Genomic DNA, 15,253 nt, shown 5'->3' with positions numbered 1-15,253 from the left:
CCCCCGGCGGAACCGGGGGCCGGGGCGTGGAGGGCGGATCGGCGGGCGGGTTCAGCCCGCGGCGGCCTCCGGAGCCGGATCCCCGGCTCCGCGCAGGCGGACCGGGAGTTCCCGGTAGTCGTTGCCGATGAAGGAGGGCTGCGGCCGCAGGTCCCCCGGCTCGCAGGCGAGGCTCAGCCCGGGGAAGCGCTCGAAGAGGGCGGGCAGGGCGATCCGGCCCTCCAGCCGGGCCAGGGGCGCGCCGAGGCAGAAGTGGACGCCGTGGCCGAAGGCCAGGTGCTGCTTGTCCTCGCGGTCGATGTCGAAGGCGTCCCGCCGGTCGTGGAGGTCCGGGTCCCGGCCGTGGGCGCCGAACGCGATGAGGACGAGGTCGCCGGCGCGGAGGGTGACGCCCTCGCCGAGGTCGATGTCGGCGGTGGCGTAGCGCAGCGGCAGATGCATGATCGGGGGGTGCAGGCGCAGGCTCTCCTCGATCACGTCGTCCCAGCGGCCGGGATCGGCGAGCACGGTGGCGAGCTGGCCGGGGTGGGTGAGCATCGCCTCGACGGCGTGGTCGATGAGGGAGACGGCGGTCTCGCTGCCGGCGCCGATCATCAGGATCAGGGTGGAGACCAGCTCCTCCTCGCTGAGCTGGTCGCCGTCCTCCTCGTGGGCCGCGAGGAGGAGGCCGGTCATGTCCTCGGCCGGCCCGTCGCGCTTGCTGCCGATGAGGTGGTGCATCGCGGCGAACAGGTCGCGGCGGGTGGCCATGGCCTGCTCGGCGGTGGCGCTGGTGTCGAGCACGGCGTCGATGACGCGGAGCATCTCGGGGCGCTGCCCGGCGGGCACACCGAACAGGTCGCAGATCACGCGGGTGGGCACCGGGTAGGAGAAGCGGGCGCGGAGGTCCACCACGGGGTTCCCGCCCGGGGCCGCCGCCTCCAGTTCGTCCAGGAGGCCGGTGACGACGGCCTCGACCGCCGGGCGCATGGCCTCGATCCGGCGCGGGGTGAACGCCTTGCCGACGAGGGAGCGGAGCCGTTTGTGGTCGTCGCCGTCGCTGGTGAACATGGAGACGACGTCCACCCAGGAGGCCAGCCACGGATGGGAGCCGGGCCGGTACCCGGGCCAGCTCTTGCGGGCGTCCTTGGATATGTGCGGGTGGGTCAGCAGCAGCTTGGCCACCTCCCCGCGGGTGACGGACCAGGCGGTGAGGCCGCCGGGCAGCCGGACCCGGGTGGCGGGCCCGGCCTCGCGGAGGCCGTCGGTCTGGGCGTAGAGCCGGCTGCCGCTGGTGTCGAGGGTGACGGGGGCGGACGCGGCCGGGCCGGCGGTCGCGGTGCCGTCGGGCGGGGTGCTGACGGGGGTGCTGGTCACGCGGTACCTCCTGAGGACGTGGCGGCAGGTATCGGTACGTCTTCCGGCTGCGGCCGGAAGGTGACGTGCATCGAGGCGGGGCACTGGTGGAACGGTCCGTTCCGGTTGGGCACGGGGCCCTCGGCCAGCTCCAGGTCCCAGAGCCGGTCGAGGACGGTCTCGATGGCGGTCCGCGCGACGACCGTGGCCTGGCCGGTGGCCGGGCAGCGGTGCGGTCCGGCGGACCATGCCAGGTGGGAGCGGTTCTCGTAGCCGAGGCCGGCGAGGGCCGGGTCCGTGTTGGCGGCGGCGTGGCTGATGAGGATGGGCACGCCCGGCGGGATCGGCACCCCGTGCAGCTGGGTGGGGTACCGGGCGAAGTGCACCGAGAAGTTGGCCATGGGCGAGTGGGTCCACAGCGCCTTCTCCAGGGCGCGGCCGACGGTGACGGCGCCACCGGTGAGGTCGCCGGCGTAGCGGTCGTCGCTGAGCAGGAGCCGCAGGCCGTGGGCGATCCAGGCGGCGGTGGGGATGGTGCCCGCACCGACGGCCACGACGAGCTGGTGCAGGATCTCGTCGTCGGTGAGGCCGCTGGGGTGGGCGAGCAGCCAGGAGGTGAAGTCCTGCCCCGGGTATGCCTTCTTGAGCTCCCGGAGCTCCGCCAGGCAGGCGGCCAGGTCGGCCGCGGCGCGGCCCGCCTCCGGTCCGGCGTTGATCATGCCCTGGCAGGCGGTGACCATCCGGTTGGAGAACTCCGGCGGGCAGCCGAGGATGTCGGCGAAGACCAGCAGCGGCACCATGTCCGCGAACCCGGTCATCAGGTCCGCCCGCCCGTCCGGGGCGAAGCGGGCCACCAGCGCGGCGGAGTGGGCGCGGGTGGTCTCCCGGAGCTGGTGCGGGCTGATCCGGGCGAGGCAGTCGTCCATGGCCCGGCGGAGGCGCTCGTGCCGCTCCCCGTCCGCGTAGAGCAGGCTGGGGCGCCAGGCCATCAGGGCGAGGACGGGGCTGTCCGGCGGGACCTGCCCCTGCTGCAGAGCCGCCCAGGCGCGGGAGTCCTTGGCGTAGGTCTCGGTGTCGTTGAGCAGGTCGATCGCGGCGCGGTGACCGGTGACGACCAGGGCGTGCACCCCGTCGGCGATCTCCGCCCAGGCGACCGGCGCGGTCTCCCGCAGGGCGTCGTAGGCGTCCTGCGGGCGGGCCGCGAAGTCCGCGCCGTGCAGCACGGGGCAGCGGGGGGTTGACGGCCGGTTCATCGGGCGGGCTCCAGGCTGGGGCGGCGGAGGATCTGGGTGACGAGGGAGATGAGGCCCTGCTTGGCCGAGTCGCGGAGGCGGGCGTCCAGCCGGACCAGCGGCGTGTCCTCGTCCATGCTGAGTGCGTCGCGCAGTTCGGCGTCGCTGTACACCGGGGCGCCGTCGAACTCGTTGACGGCGACGGTGTAGGGCAGCCCGGTGTCCTCCAGCAGGTCGATGGAGTCGAAGCTCTGGTCGAGCCGCCGGGTGTCGGCCAGCACGAGTCCGCCGAGCGCGCCCTCCATCAGCGAGCGCACCATGGACTGGAAGCGGGGCTGGCCGGGGGCGCCGAAGAGGTAGAGGACGATGTCCTCGGTGAGGGTGAGCCGGCCGAAGTCCATGGCGACGGTGGTGGTGTCCTTGCCCTCCATCCCCCGCAGGTCGTCCACGAGTTCGCCGGCCCGGGTCATGCGCTCCTCGGTGCGCATCGGCCGGATCTCCGACACCGAGCCGACGTAGGTGGTCTTGCCGACGGCGAAGGGCCCCAGCACGATGATCTTCACCGACTGGGCACCGGCGGGCAGATAGCGGTCAGAGCGCGTGGAGTGCATCCAGGATCCTCTCCAGCAGTGCCATGTCGTGCTGCTGAGCGGCGGGAACGGGTGAGCGGGCGACCAGGTGGCCGCTGTCCACCAGCCCGGAGACGATCACCTTGGTGACCGCGCCCGGGAGTTGCAGGTGGTGGCCGACCTCCGCCACGGAGAGCACTCCGGGCAGACAGAGGTCCATCACCCGGTGCGCGTGGGGGTTCAGACCGGTCAGGGGCATCTTGTGGTCGGCGATGAGCAGCGTCGCCTCGTCGAGGCTGGTACGGGAGGGGGTGGCGCGACCGCCGGTGACGGTGTAGGACCGCACCATCCCCCGGCGGCGGTGCGCGGGCGGCGTCATGAGGTGCCGGCCGGGGCCGGCCGTTCCCGGGCTTCCAGCACCGGGCGCAGCCCTCTGATCATCTTCATGGTGGCGGTGATGGCCACCGCCACCTCCTGGCTCATGGAGTCCCCCCGCACCGAGACGCCGACGCCGGTGCGCCGACCGGCGGCGAAGACGAGGACGGTGTGGTCCTTCATGTCGCTGACGATGTGCCGCCACGTCAGCCGCCCGTCGCCGTCGCCGTCGGCCTGGCCGCAGAAGCCGGAGAGGTCCTGGTTGAGCGCCTTCATGCCGGAGAAGGCGGCGCAGGCGCGCTCCGCGTCCTCCCGGGAGAGACCGTCGGAGGCGGCCAGCAGCAGGCCGTCGGAGGTGAACAGCAGGACGTTCACGATCCCGCGCTCCCTGGCGAGTTCGTTGAGGGCCCAGGTCATGTCCACGGTGTCGGCGGTGTGCTCAGTCATCGGTGGGGGTTCCTCCGGTGTCGGGCGCGGCGTATCCGGCGCTGAGTGCGCGTCGCATCTGGTCGAAGCCGGCAGCGAGGGTGTCGGGGTCGGTGGTGTCGGAGGCCGCCTCCTGGGAGGGGCCCTCCGGGGTCCGGGTACGGCTACGGCGGCGCCGTTTCGGCAGGCCGGAGTCGGTGGACAGCGGAGGCTCGGCGGCGATGCCCCGGCTGCCCGCGGGGTCGGGGGCCGGTGCCGGGGCCGCCTCGGCCGGCGGCGTGTCGCCGGTCCGGGGGCGTCCCGCTGCCTCCGGGCGGACGGCGGTTCCGCCGGCCGGGGCGGCCGGGGCGGCCGGGGCGGCCGGGGCGTCCCGGCCGATGTGCACCGCTCCGGTGTCCTCCGGGGCGTCCCCCATCAGCGCGTTGGGCACCAGGATCACGGCCTTGACCCCGCCGCCCGCGGAGGGGGCGCCGACGTCGGCGCGGAACCCGTAGTCGCCGGCCAGGCGGCCCACGATCGCGAAGCCGAGCTGCCGCTCGTCGCGCAGGTTCGTGACGTCCATGACGGTGCTCCGGCGCAGCAGCCGCTCCGCTTCCTCGCGCTGGAAGACGTTCATGCCGAGGCCGGTGTCCTCGACGACGATGCTGAAGCCGCTCTGCACCTCCTGGACGTAGACCGTCACCCGGTCGCTGGAGTATGAGGTGGCGTTGTTCAGCAGTTCGGTGAGGGCGACGGTGACGGGCTCCACCACCCGGCCCTCGACGAACAGCTCGGCGGTGCGCGGGAGATAGGTGAAGGAGACCCGGTCGTAGGCGTCGATGCGGCCGCGGGCGCTCTCGACGATTTCGCGGAACGTGCAGTTGGCGCGCTGGACGCCGGGCCAGGAGCCGGCGAGGATCCGCAGCCGCTGCAGGGTGTGCAGGGCGCGGGTCGCGAAGTGGTCGATGTCCGTGAGGCTCTGGTGATAGGCGCCGGCCGACGGGTACTTGTCCAGTTCCTCGTCGATCTTCATCTGCAGCCGGACGAGGTAGGTCTGCGCCTCGTCGGCAATCCCCCGCACCCCGGCGCGCGCGTCCCGGCCGATGCTCTCCCGGGTGATCGCCACGGCCTCCCGCACGAGGTCCTCGGCCGCGCTGTACGCGCTGTCGACCGGGGTGCCCTTGAGGTCGGGCTCCAGCAGTCCGGGGACGACGACACCCGGATGGCCCCGTGCCTCGACGTCGACCACGGCGGGCAGCCGCCGTTCGACGAGGTGCCGGGCCTCCGACTCCGCCGCCCGGTTGGCGTACCGCTCCAGCTCGGCCCGCTGCCGCGCCTGTTCGCTCCGCTCCTCCACGGCGGCCTTGGCCTGTTTCAGACGGTGTTTGCCACGGGTCTGCAGCACCAGTGCCACCAGGGCGGCGGCCAGACCGCCCCCCAGGAAGAGCTCCGGTAAGAGATGGGATTCGATCATGGACGTCCTTGAACTGGTGAACGAGACGGCGGACACGGAACCCCGGTGACCGGAGACGGCGGCAGGTGCCCTGGCATGGCGGTCACGTTCCCCACGCTTCCCCTGCTTCCCGGTCCGGTTTTCGGAAGAAAAACGTCAACATTGCCCCCAAGAAGGCAAGTTGGCGACGCTCCGAGGCAAAAGCGGACCTTCGGAGAGTCGGCGGCGCCGACCCTATCGAACGTCTGCACCGGGCCGGGAGGTAGCACCAAGATGTTGCCTGCGCACACACGGTCGTCACATGGTGTGCGAACGGAATCGGACCGGAACCCGTGGGGCGTCACCGCGCCGCCGCGGACGGCCGGGCCGCCCCCGCCGGGCGGCCGGTCACGGGCAGTTCCCCGGCCCGCCCGGGCCGACGGCCCTCGTCAGCCCTTCGGCCCGGTCCCGGGGTCCGGCCGCCCCTGCGGGACGGGCAGCGGCCCGGCGGCGGGAGCGGGGACGGGCGGGGACACCGCGGCCACGGGTTCGGGCCCGGGTCCGGGTTCGGGTTCGGCGGCGTGGATGCTGCCCGTCAGGCCGGAGAGGCGGCTGCCGGTGGCGCCCGCGCGGTCGGCGATGATCTCGGCGGCGATGCTCACGGCGGTCTCCTCCGGGGTGCGCGCACCCAGGTCGAGACCGATGGGCGAGGCCAGCCGGGCGAGTTCGGGCCCGGTGAGGCCGGCCGCCCGCAGCCGGTCCATGCGGTCCCGGTGGGTGCGGCGGGAGCCCATCGCGCCGACGTACGCCAGCGGCAGGCGGAGCGCGGTCTCGAGCACCGGGACGTCGAACTTGGGGTCGTGGGTGAGGACGCAGACGGCCGTGCGCTCATCCACCCGCCCGGCCGCCGCCTCGGCGCGCAGATAGCGGTCCGGCCAGTCGACCACCACCTCGTCCGCCTCCGGGAAGCGGCGGCGGGTGGCGAAGACCGGGCGGGCGTCGCAGACGGTGACGCGGTGGCCGAGAAAGGCCCCGATCCGGGACAGGGCGGCGGCGAAGTCGACCGCGCCGAAGACGAGCAGCCGGGGAGGCGGGGCGTGGACGGCCACGAAGAGCCGCAGCTCCTCGCCGGGACACCGCCCGTCGTACCCGTACCGCAGCGTGCCGCCGCGCCCGGCGGCGAGCATCGCGCGGACGTCGGCGGTGACGGCGGCGTCCAGCCCGGGGCTGCCGAGGGAGCCGGTCACGCGGCCGGGGCCGACCACCAGATGCCGGCCGAGGCGGCCCTCGGGGTCCGGGCCGTCTCCCGGCCCCGCGCCCGGGCCGCCTCCCGGGCCCCCGTCCGGACGAACGGCGCTGCCACCGGTGGCGGTGGCGCCACTGTGGCCGCCGCCGGTGCGGGCCGCGGCCACGCAGGTCACCACGGCCACCGGCTCCCCCGCCCGGATGGCCTCGGCCGCCTCGCCGAGCTCCGGGAACGTCGTCCGGTCCACGCGCTCGACGAACAGTTCGACGGTGCCGCCGCAGGTCAGCCCGACGGCGAAGGCGTCGTCGTCCGCGACTCCGTAGGACTGGAGCAGCGGCGGCGCCCCGGCCGCCACGTCCGACGCCAGCTCGTGGACCGCGGCCTCCACGCACCCGCCCGACACACTGCCGACGGCCGTGCCGCCGGGGCCGACCAGCATGGTCGCGCCCGGCTGCCGGGGCGACGAGCGCCAGGTGGCCACGACGGTGGCCATCCCGACCGCCTCCCCGGCCCGCCACCAGCGCTCCAGGTCCTCCACCACATCCCGCACGGGCGATCTCCAATCCGTTGGCCGCCACCCGACTCCCGCAATGTAAGAGGATGATACATTGCATGTATGAGTCTCTTACATACCGCCTCGACCAGCGAGATCACGCTGCGCGTCAACGGGGAGGAGCATCATCTGACCGTGGACAACCGTTCCACGCTGCTCGACACGCTGCGCGAACAACTGCGCCTGACCGGCGCCAAGAAGGGCTGCGACCACGGCCAGTGCGGCGCCTGCACGGTTCTGGTGGACGGCGAGCGGGTCAACAGCTGCCTGACGCTCACCGTGACCGCCGAGGGCCGCGACGTCGTCTCGATCGAAGGGGTGGCCGGTCTGGCCGGCGGAGCGGCGGCCGGCACGGAGACCGCGGAGACGGCGGCCGGGACCGCGGACGGCCTCCACCCCGTCCAGCGGGCCTTCCTCACCCACGACGGCCTCCAGTGCGGCTACTGCACCCCCGGCCAGATCTGCTCCGCGATCGGCGCCCTGGGCGAGGCCGCCCGCGGCTGGCCCAGCCGGGTGACCCAGGACCTGGTGGCGGGCGTGACCGGCACCACCGGACTGACGCCCGACGAGGTCCGCGAGCGCATGAGCGGCAACCTCTGCCGCTGCGGCGCCCATCCGGGCATCGTGGCCGCCGTCCTGGAGGCCGCGGGGGCGGACCCCGGCGAGCACGGCCCCGCCGCACCGGCCGGATCCGCCGTGCCGTCCGGGAGGAGCCCGCGATGAAGGAGTTCGCCTATGTACGGGCGTCCGACGCCGACGAGGCCGCGGCCCTGGTGGCGGACCGCCCCGACGCCGTCTACCTGGGCGGCGGCACCAATCTCGTCGATCTGATGAAGCTCGGCGTCGCCCGGCCCGGCCTCGTCGTCGACGTCTCCCGGCTGCCCTACGACCGCGTCGAACACCGCTCCGACGGCTCGGTGCTGATCGGCGGGGCGGTGCGCAACAGCGTCCTGGCCGGGGACGCGGGCATCCGGTGGCGCTTCCCGCTGCTGTCGCAGGCGCTGCTCGCGGGCGCCTCCGGGCAGCTGCGGACGGCCGCCACGGTGGCCGGGAACCTGCTGCAGCGCACCCGGTGCGGCTACTTCCAGGACGTCACCAAGCCCTGCAACAAGCGGGAGCCCGGCTCCGGTTGCCCGGCGGTCGGCGGCGCGCACCGCGAGCTGGCGGTCCTCGGCACCTCCGAGCACTGCGTGGCGAGCCATCCCTCCGACATGGCGGTGGCGCTGGCCGCGCTGGATGCGACCGTCCGTCTGCGCTCCCCCGGCGGCACGGAGCGCACGGTGCCGGTGGAGGAGCTGTATCTGCCACCGGACCGTACCCCGCACCGGGAGACCGTCCTGGCGCCCGGCGAGCTGATCACCGCCGTGGAGCTGCCCGCCCCGCCACCCGGCGCCCTGATGCGCTACCGCAAGGTGCGCGACCGCTGGTCGTACGCCTTCGCCCTGGTGAGCGTGGGGGTGTCGGTGCGGCAGGCGGACGACGGGACGCTGGACCGGGTGGCGATCGCCCTCGGCGGCGTGGCCCCGCGGCCCTGGCGCGCGAGGGCGGCCGAGGAACGGCTGCTCGGGCACCGCCCGGAGGACGCGCTGCTGCGCGCCGCCGCCGGAGCCGAACTCGCGGACGCCCGCCCGCTGCCCGGCAACGCCTTCAAACTCGGCCTGATCACCGATCTGGTCGCGGCCACGGTGCGCGATCTCGTCACCGGCGCGGATCCCGCCGCCGGCGGCCACGGGGAGGAGCAGTCATGAGGACGGACACCCCCGCCGGAACCGGGGCCGCCGGGACCGGCACCACCGCACCGGCCGGAACACCGGCCGTCGGCGCACAGACGACCCCACCGGCCGCGCCCCCCGCGGACCGCGCCGGGGCGGCGCACGCCCCGGCGATCGGCACTCCCCTGGTGCGCGTGGACGGCCTGGACAAGGTCACCGGCGCGGCCCGGTACGCGTACGAGTTCCCGGTGTCCGGCGCCGCGTACGTCTGGCCGGTCGGAGCCACCGTCGGCCGGGGCCGGGTCACCGGCGTCGACGCGGAGGCGGCGCTCGCCGTCCCCGGCGCCCTGGCGGTGCTCGACCACACCAACGCGCCCCGGCTGCGCGCGGACTTCGCCGATTCCGGGGAGCTCCTCGGCGCGGGCGGCCACATGCTCGTCCTGCAGTCCCCCGAGGTGTCGCATCACGGCCAGATCGTGGCGGCGGCCGTGGCGGAGACGCTGGAGGCGGCACGGGAGGCCGCGGCGGCGGTGGCCGTGACCTACGAGCGGGAGCCGCACCACGTCGTGCTCCGGGAGGACGACGACGGGCTGTACGTACCGGAGGTCTCGACGAACGACGGCACCCCGGGGTTCGTGGAGCGCGGCGACCCGGACGGGGCGCTGGCCGCGGCGCCGGTCCGGGTCGAGGCGCGGTACACCACCCCCGCCCAGTTCCCCAGCCCGATGGAGCCGCACGCCACCATCGCCGCCTGGGACGGTGACGGGCGGCTGGTACTGCACAACGCCGACCAGGCCCCGTTCATGAGTTCCCTGACGCTGGCGGCGCTGTTCGGGCTGGACCCGGGCGCGGTGGAGATCGTCTCCGAGCACGTCGGCGGCGGTTTCGGCTCCAAGGGCTCTCCGCGGGCCGCGGTGATCCTGGCGGCCCTGGCCGCGCGGGCGGTCGGACGGCCGGTGAAGATCGCCGTTCACCGGCGCCAGATGCCCACGCTGACGGGCTACCGGACACCGACGATCCAGCGGGTGCGGCTCGGCGCCGGCCGCGACGGGCGGCTGACCGCCGTCGACCACGAGGCCGTGATCCAGAGTTCGCGGTCGACCGAGTTCGTCGAGCAGGTGGTCTCCTCGACCCGGATGATGTACGCCGCGCCGCACGCCCGGGCGACGCTGCGGCTGGCCCGGCTGGACGTCATGACGCCCGTCTGGTTCCGCGCCCCCGGCCACACCCCGGGCATGTTCGCCCTGGAGTCGGCGATGGACGAACTGGCGTCCGAGCTGGACATGGACCCGGTCGAGCTGCGGATCGTCAACGAGCCGGAGACCGACCCGGAGAACGGGCTGCCGTTCAGCAGCCGCGGCCTGGTGGCGTGTCTGCGGGAGGGCGCGGCCCGCTTCGGCTGGGCGGACCGCGACCCGGCACCGGCGGCGCGCCGCGAGGGGCGCTGGCTGGTCGGCACGGGCGTCGCCGCCTCCCACCACCCGGACTACGTCTTCCCCTCGTCGGCCCTGGCCCGGGCCGAGGCCGACGGCACCTACCGGGTGCGGGTGGGCGCGGCCGACCTCGGCACGGGCGCCCGTACGGTGCTGACGCAGGTGGCGGCGGACGCCCTCGGGACCGCGCCCGGCCGGATCCGGCTGGAGATCGGCCGGGCCTCGATGGGTTCCTTGGCGTTCGCGGGCGGCTCGATGGGCACCGCGTCCTGGGGCTGGGCGGTGGACAAGGCGTGCCGGACGCTGACGGCCGAACTGGCGGCGGCCGGTGGTGCCGTACCGCCGGACGGGCTGGAGGTGCGCGCCGACACGGCGGAGGACATCGCGGGCCGGGCGGAGCTGTCCCGGCACTGCTTCGGCGCCCAGTTCGCGCGGGTGCGGGTCGACACGGACACCGGGGAGGTCCGGGTGGACCGGTTGCTGGGCGTCTTCGCGGCCGGGCGGATCCTCAACCCCCTGACGGCGCGCTCGCAGCTGGTCGGCGGGATGCTGATGGGCCAGTCGATGGCGCTGCTGGAGGGCGCCGAGGTCGACCAGGAGTTCGGAGACTTCACCAACCCGGACCTGGGCGGCTACCACATCGCGTCCCACGCGGACGTGCGCGGCGTCGAGGCGGTCTTCCTGGACGAACGGGACGACCGGCTGAACCCGGTCGGCGGCAAGGGCATCGGGGAGCTCGGCATCGTCGGCGCGGCGGCGGCCGTCGCCAACGCCTTCCACCACGCGACCGGGAGCCGGGCCCGCGATCTGCCGATCCGCATCGAGGACGCGCGCCGGGCCCTCACGGCGGCGAGGGAGGCGGCGCGGGGATGAGCGGCGGAGCGGCCGCCCCGGTACCGGCTCCGGTCCGGGGGCACCGTTCCCCGTCCCGTGCCCGGGGTGCCGGCGGGCCGGGGCCGTCCTCGCGCGCCCCGGCCTGCCGGGCCGCCGGTATCGGCGGAACCACCGGGACCGCGGGAATCGGCGGCCTCACCCGGCGCGGCACCCACGGGGACTTTGAGTAGGCTCTACGGGATGGTGACCAGGGCGAAGGGACGGCGCGACACGTACCACCACGGCGATCTGAGCGCCGCGCTGGTCCGTGCCACGCTGGAGATCGTCGACGAGGCCGGGGTGCGCGGTTTCTCCGTGTCGGAGGCCGCGCGCCGTACCGGCGTCAGCCCGGGTGCCCCGTACCGCCACTTCGCCGACCGGGACGCGCTGCTGGCGGCCGCCGCGCTGGAGGTGTCGCGGCGGGTCAACGAGATGTACGTCGAGGCGGTCGCGGACATCGCCGCCCCGGAGGACCGGCTCGCGGTGGTGGGCGAGGTCTACGTCCGGGCGGCCGCCCGTTTCCGGGGCGGCTTCGACATCCTGTTCCACGCCGACCTCCGCGCGGCCCACCCCGAACTCCGGGACAGCGGGCGGGCGCTCATCGACATGCTGCTGCCGGACGCGTTCGCGCTCGTCCCCGACGGCGGCCACGAGCTCGCCGTCACGCTCCTGGAGGCCCTGGCCGCGCTGACCCGCGGCTATGCGGCCCTGCTGCTCAGCGGTCTCTTCGGCGAGCCGGGTGAGGCCGCCGAGAGGGTGGCCGCGCGGGCGACGACGACGGCGAGAGCGCTGGTCCGCGGCTTCTGCGGCTGATCGGCCCCGCGGCGCGGGGTGCGCGTGCGAAGATCGCGGAGGTCCCGGCGACCGCGGGCCGCCCCGCCCGGCGCCCGGTCTCCGGAGCCGCCACCGCCGCCGGCCGATCGACGAAAGGTCCCCCGTGCGCAAGCTCGTCTACTACATCGCCTCTACCCTCGACGGTTTCATCGCGGGCCCGGACGGGGCCGACCCCACCGGCCCCGGCGGCTTCTGGCCGATCCCCGAGGACTACCTCGCCCACATCGTGGCCGAGTACCCGGAGACCCTGCCCGCCCCGGCGCGGGCCGCGCTGTCCGTCACGGGGGAGTCCAAGCGCTTCGACACCGTCATCGAGGGCCGGCACACCTACGAGATCGGTCTCAAGGCGGACATCACCGACGCCTACCCGCACCTGCGGCACCTGGTCGTCACCCGCACCCTGAGCGAGAGCCCGGACCCGGCGGTCGAACTCGTTACCGGGGACCCGGTGGCGAAGGTCCGGGAGCTCAAGCAGGAGGACGGCGGCGACGGCAAGGACATCTGGCTGATCGGCGGCGGCGAACTGGCCGGGGCTCTCTACGCCGAGATCGACGAACTGATCATCAAACTGAGCCCGCTGACCGTCGGCAACGGCATCCCCCTCTTCTCCCCCCGTGCCGCCTTCGACCCCCGCCGCTGGGAACTCACCGGCCACACGGTCCTGGGCAGCGGCGCGGCCTTCCTGACCTACGCGCGCTCGAGCGACGCGTAGGGCCCGGCGGACCGGGGACGGACGGGGCCCCGTCACGCCGGCGCCGGCACCACCGTCGTGACCACCCGCACCAGAGCGGGCCTGCGCGGAGTGGAGCCGAAGCCGAACCGGACCGGGGGCGCGACGGGCGCCAGGGCGCCGAGATCCTCACCGCCGAAACGGGCGGCGGCCCCGACGACGGGCAGCAGGTCCCGCGCCCCGTACCACTCGCGGCTCCCCCCGGCGGCGCGGCCCCCGGCCCGCACCCCGGGCAGCAGCCGGGCGGGGACGTCGGTCAGCGCGACCCAGGCGGGACGGGCCGCGAGCGGTGCGGGCACGCAGCGCAGCAGCCACCCGAGCGGTCCGCGCCGCCCGGTGGTGAACCGCAGGCTCAGCGGCCCGGCGGTGACGTTCCACACCGCTCCGGCCGTGCCGACCGCCACCGGGGTGACGAGCACCCGGTCGAAGCGGTAGACACCGCCGACGAAGTCCGCGGTCTGCCGGGTCGGTGCGAGCAACAGCCGCTCCCCGTCCGGCCGTTCGACCATGACGTCACTGAACGGCCCGAACGGCGACCGGGGCCAGTGCCCCACCACCATGCGCGTCCCGGAGGCGGTCCCCATCCCCGCGATCCACCCGTCGAACCGCAGGGCACCCTTCATCGAGCACCCTTCCCTTCAGCGTCCGTACAGACTGTGCCGCCACCCGGAGAACCACGGAAACACGGTGGCACGCCCCGGCCGGCGCGGGAGTCGGCCGGGAGCGTGGTCCGGCCGCCCCCGCGGGGCGGCGTCGGGTGCCGCGGTCCCGCCGGGGAGCCGGGTCCGCGCGCAACGGCCGGTCAGCCGAGCGTGGCCAGGAGTGCGTTGCAGGCCTCCTCGCAGCGGCGGCAGGCCTCGGCGCAGACGCGGCAGTGCTCGTGCATGTCCGCGTGCCGGGCGCACTCGTCGCCGCAGGACTTGCAGACCGTGGCGCAGGCCTGGACGACGGCACGGGTGATGTTGGCGTCGTACTCGGTGTGGCGGGAGAGCACGCGGGCCGTGGTGTCGCAGACGTCCGCGCAGTCCGTGTTCGTGCGGATGCACTTGCGCAGCGAGCCGGGGTCGTCCTCCGACAGGCAGGCGTCGGCGCACGCCGTACACGCCTGCATGCAGGCGAGGCACTCCTCGATGCAGCGTTCCATCGCCTCGCGGTCGACACCGCCGAGATCGGCCGGGTAGGTCCTCAGCATCTCCTTCACAGGGCTCACAGTCATGCCTCCGTCCGGGCCGGGGGCCGGTGCCATTCCGCACTCACTCACCCGCGGCCTCCGCCACCGGTTAACACGGAATGCATCGGCCCAAACCCCCTGTGTGCCGTTTTGTCGGCGTACCGGTGCTCCGGCGGGGCGGCGGGCCGCCCGTCACGGCCGCTCGCTCAGGGCGGCCATGGTGCGGCCGATCAGGCCCGGGGCGTCCGCGGCGCGGTCGCCGCGCATCAGCCACTCCCCCAGCTGCACGGAGGCGTCCACGACCCTGCGCACGCGCGGCATCCGGCGCTCCCGGTAGGCCGTGAGCAGCGCGTCGAGGGAGGATGCCGCCGCCTCGGGACCGGTGAGGAGACCGGCCAGGACGGAGACGTCCTCCAGGGACATCGCGGCGCCCTGGGCGAGGGTCGGCGGGCAGGCGTGGGCGGCGTCCCCGGCGAGGACGACGCGGCCCCGGTGCCACGGCCCCTCCACCAGCAGCCGGTGGAACCAGGTGTAGTGGACCCGTTCCGGGTCCGTGAGGTGCTCGCCTATCGTCTTCCAGACACCGCCGTAGCCGGCCGCGAGGGTCCGCATCTCCTCCGCGTGGCGCGCCGGGTCGAGGGCGGCCGGGTCGCGGGCCGGCTCGACGAGGTAGGCGTAGAGGGAGTCCTCGCCGGTGGGGCAGTAGCCGGCGATCCAGCACGGGCCGCCGTAGGCGAGGTCGGTGCGGTCGACGCCCTCGGGGCGGGGCGCCGTGGCCCGCCAGATGCCCATGCCGGTGGGTTGCGGGCGGTCCGGTATCCCGATCAGTCCGCGGGTCGGTGAGCGCAGACCGTCGGTGGCCACGACGAGGTCGTAGCGGCCTGAGCCGCCGTCGGCGAAGCGCGCGGAGACACCGTCCGGGTCCTGGTCGAGCGAGCTGACGGTGGTGCCGAGCCGGACCCGGGCGCCGGACGCGCGGACGGCCTCCATCAGGACGCGCTGGAGCCGGGGGCGGCCGATGCCCAGGGTGGCGGGGAGGTCCTCGCCACCGGTGCGCAGGTCCCGCATCACCCGGAGCACCGTGCCGTCGGGGGCGGTCATGCCGAGGGTGTCGAAGGCGAAACCCCGGTCGCGGGCCTGTTCCCACACGCCGATCTCGCGCAGCACCCGCAGGGCGTTGCCCTGGAGGGTGAGGCCGGAGCCCGCCCCGGCGTTCCAGTCCGCCGCGGCCTCGGCCAGTTCCACCTCGATCCCGGCCCGGCGCAGCAGCACGGTGAGGCCGTTTCCGGCCGTGCCGCCGCCGATGACGAGAACGGATCCGACGGTGCTCATGGTGTGGAGTTCCTCCCCCGG

The 15,253-nt window shown here is 74.8% G+C and carries 15 protein-coding genes; 5 read left to right on the top strand and 10 right to left on the bottom strand.

All coding sequences use genetic code 11. The features are described from left to right. Positions 1-51: 51 nt before the first annotated feature. The 7 genes from SXIN_RS28350 to SXIN_RS28320 all read right to left on the bottom strand — a co-directional run bounded on the left by SXIN_RS28350 (position 52) and on the right by SXIN_RS28320 (position 7,144). Positions 52-1,356: a cytochrome P450 family protein gene (locus tag SXIN_RS28350; RefSeq protein WP_019708548.1), complete on the bottom strand. Its 1,305-nt coding sequence runs from the start codon at positions 1,354-1,356 to the stop codon at positions 52-54. Beyond that, positions 1,353-2,588 carry a cytochrome P450 family protein gene (locus SXIN_RS32555; protein WP_039821070.1) on the bottom strand — a complete coding sequence of 412 codons (1,236 nt, stop codon included), beginning with the start codon at positions 2,586-2,588 and terminating at the stop codon, positions 1,353-1,355. The genes SXIN_RS28350 and SXIN_RS32555 overlap by 4 nt, the downstream gene beginning before the upstream one ends. After that, complete coding sequence (locus SXIN_RS28340) at positions 2,585-3,178, bottom strand: GTP-binding protein (RefSeq protein WP_019708550.1); 594 nt, start codon at positions 3,176-3,178, stop codon at positions 2,585-2,587. Before SXIN_RS28340 ends, SXIN_RS32555 begins: the two co-directional genes overlap by 4 nt. After that, positions 3,159-3,485: a DUF742 domain-containing protein gene (locus SXIN_RS28335; RefSeq protein ID WP_095758239.1), complete on the bottom strand. Its 327-nt coding sequence runs from the start codon at positions 3,483-3,485 to the stop codon at positions 3,159-3,161. Before SXIN_RS28335 ends, SXIN_RS28340 begins: the two co-directional genes overlap by 20 nt. Before the next feature lie 26 nt (positions 3,486-3,511). After that, positions 3,512-3,958 carry a roadblock/LC7 domain-containing protein gene (locus SXIN_RS28330; protein ID WP_019708552.1) on the bottom strand — a complete coding sequence of 149 codons (447 nt, stop codon included), beginning with the start codon at positions 3,956-3,958 and terminating at the stop codon, positions 3,512-3,514. Next, positions 3,951-5,390 (bottom strand): histidine kinase, encoded by a 1,440-nt coding sequence (locus SXIN_RS28325; protein ID WP_095757732.1) that lies wholly within the window; start codon positions 5,388-5,390, stop codon positions 3,951-3,953. Before SXIN_RS28325 ends, SXIN_RS28330 begins: the two co-directional genes overlap by 8 nt. Before the next feature lie 407 nt (positions 5,391-5,797). Further along, complete coding sequence (locus SXIN_RS28320) at positions 5,798-7,144, bottom strand: XdhC family protein (RefSeq protein WP_192883639.1); 1,347 nt, start codon at positions 7,142-7,144, stop codon at positions 5,798-5,800. Between the two features lie 66 nt (positions 7,145-7,210). Between SXIN_RS28320 and SXIN_RS28315 the strand changes: the two genes are divergently transcribed. From SXIN_RS28315 to SXIN_RS28290, 5 genes are all read left to right on the top strand, one after another. Next, the gene (locus tag SXIN_RS28315) at positions 7,211-7,870 is read left to right on the top strand and encodes a 2Fe-2S iron-sulfur cluster-binding protein (protein WP_019708555.1); all 660 of its coding nucleotides are present in this window, start codon (positions 7,211-7,213) and stop codon (positions 7,868-7,870) included. Next, entirely contained in the window at positions 7,867-8,895 is a 1,029-nt protein-coding gene (locus SXIN_RS28310) for an FAD binding domain-containing protein (RefSeq protein ID WP_095757731.1), read from the top strand. The genes SXIN_RS28315 and SXIN_RS28310 overlap by 4 nt, the downstream gene beginning before the upstream one ends. Further along, complete coding sequence (locus SXIN_RS28305; RefSeq protein WP_095757730.1) at positions 8,892-11,165, top strand: xanthine dehydrogenase family protein molybdopterin-binding subunit; 2,274 nt, start codon at positions 8,892-8,894, stop codon at positions 11,163-11,165. Before SXIN_RS28310 ends, SXIN_RS28305 begins: the two co-directional genes overlap by 4 nt. Before the next feature lie 201 nt (positions 11,166-11,366). Beyond that, entirely contained in the window at positions 11,367-11,978 is a 612-nt protein-coding gene (locus SXIN_RS28295) for a TetR/AcrR family transcriptional regulator (protein ID WP_095757728.1), read from the top strand. 124 nt (positions 11,979-12,102) lie between these two features. Then, positions 12,103-12,711: a dihydrofolate reductase family protein gene (locus tag SXIN_RS28290; RefSeq protein ID WP_019706575.1), complete on the top strand. Its 609-nt coding sequence runs from the start codon at positions 12,103-12,105 to the stop codon at positions 12,709-12,711. A 32-nt stretch (positions 12,712-12,743) separates the two neighbouring features. Here SXIN_RS28290 and SXIN_RS28285 read toward each other — a convergent pair whose 3' ends face one another. From SXIN_RS28285 to SXIN_RS28275, 3 genes are all read right to left on the bottom strand, one after another. After that, a complete protein-coding gene (locus SXIN_RS28285; protein ID WP_095757727.1) occupies positions 12,744-13,352 on the bottom strand; it encodes a hypothetical protein in 609 nt (202 codons plus the stop codon). Between the two features lie 179 nt (positions 13,353-13,531). Continuing rightward, the gene (locus tag SXIN_RS28280; protein WP_039821079.1) at positions 13,532-13,945 is read right to left on the bottom strand and encodes a four-helix bundle copper-binding protein; all 414 of its coding nucleotides are present in this window, start codon (positions 13,943-13,945) and stop codon (positions 13,532-13,534) included. A gap of 147 nt (positions 13,946-14,092) precedes the next feature. Further along, entirely contained in the window at positions 14,093-15,232 is a 1,140-nt protein-coding gene (locus SXIN_RS28275; RefSeq protein ID WP_019708559.1) for an FAD-dependent monooxygenase, read from the bottom strand. Between the last annotated feature and the right edge of the window lie 21 nt (positions 15,233-15,253).

The sequence above is a fragment of the Streptomyces xinghaiensis S187 genome (assembly GCF_000220705.2).
In the GTDB taxonomy this organism is placed as follows: domain Bacteria; phylum Actinomycetota; class Actinomycetes; order Streptomycetales; family Streptomycetaceae; genus Streptomyces; species Streptomyces xinghaiensis.
This window is presented reverse-complemented; position numbering and strand designations above follow the sequence as displayed.